This is a genomic window from Thermococcus sp. (assembly GCF_027052235.1).
Lineage (GTDB): Archaea > Methanobacteriota_B > Thermococci > Thermococcales > Thermococcaceae > Thermococcus.
Genome location: NZ_JALUFF010000086.1, coordinates 1,514 through 1,830 on the forward strand (window position 1 = coordinate 1,514; position 317 = coordinate 1,830).

1 protein-coding gene is annotated in these 317 nt (G+C 55.8%); it reads left to right on the top strand.

The features are described from left to right. The coding region (locus tag MVC73_RS10850; RefSeq protein ID WP_297510994.1) for a MarR family transcriptional regulator at positions 1–317 on the top strand (317 nt) is incomplete at both ends.

A 317-nucleotide genomic window follows, 5' to 3' on the forward strand; every position in this document is an offset into this window, starting at 1 on the left:
TCTCAGGAAGCTCTACGATGAGGGCAAGAGCATAGAGGTCCACACCGTGGAGAAAACCCAGGATGAGCTGGCCGAGGAGCTTGGAATAACCAGACAGGCACTCAGCAACCACCTCAAGGTCCTAAAGGAGCTCGGCTACATCAGGACGGGAAGGGGCTTCATAGACCTCACCGAGAAGGCCCTCGACCTCCTCGGGGAGAGAAAGGGCGACGTCTTCGTCTTCGCAAGGATAGAGCCAACCAAGAGGAAGCAGGTCTACGAGGCCATCAAGAACATGAACATCAAGCGCATTTACCGCGTTACCGGCGACATAGACC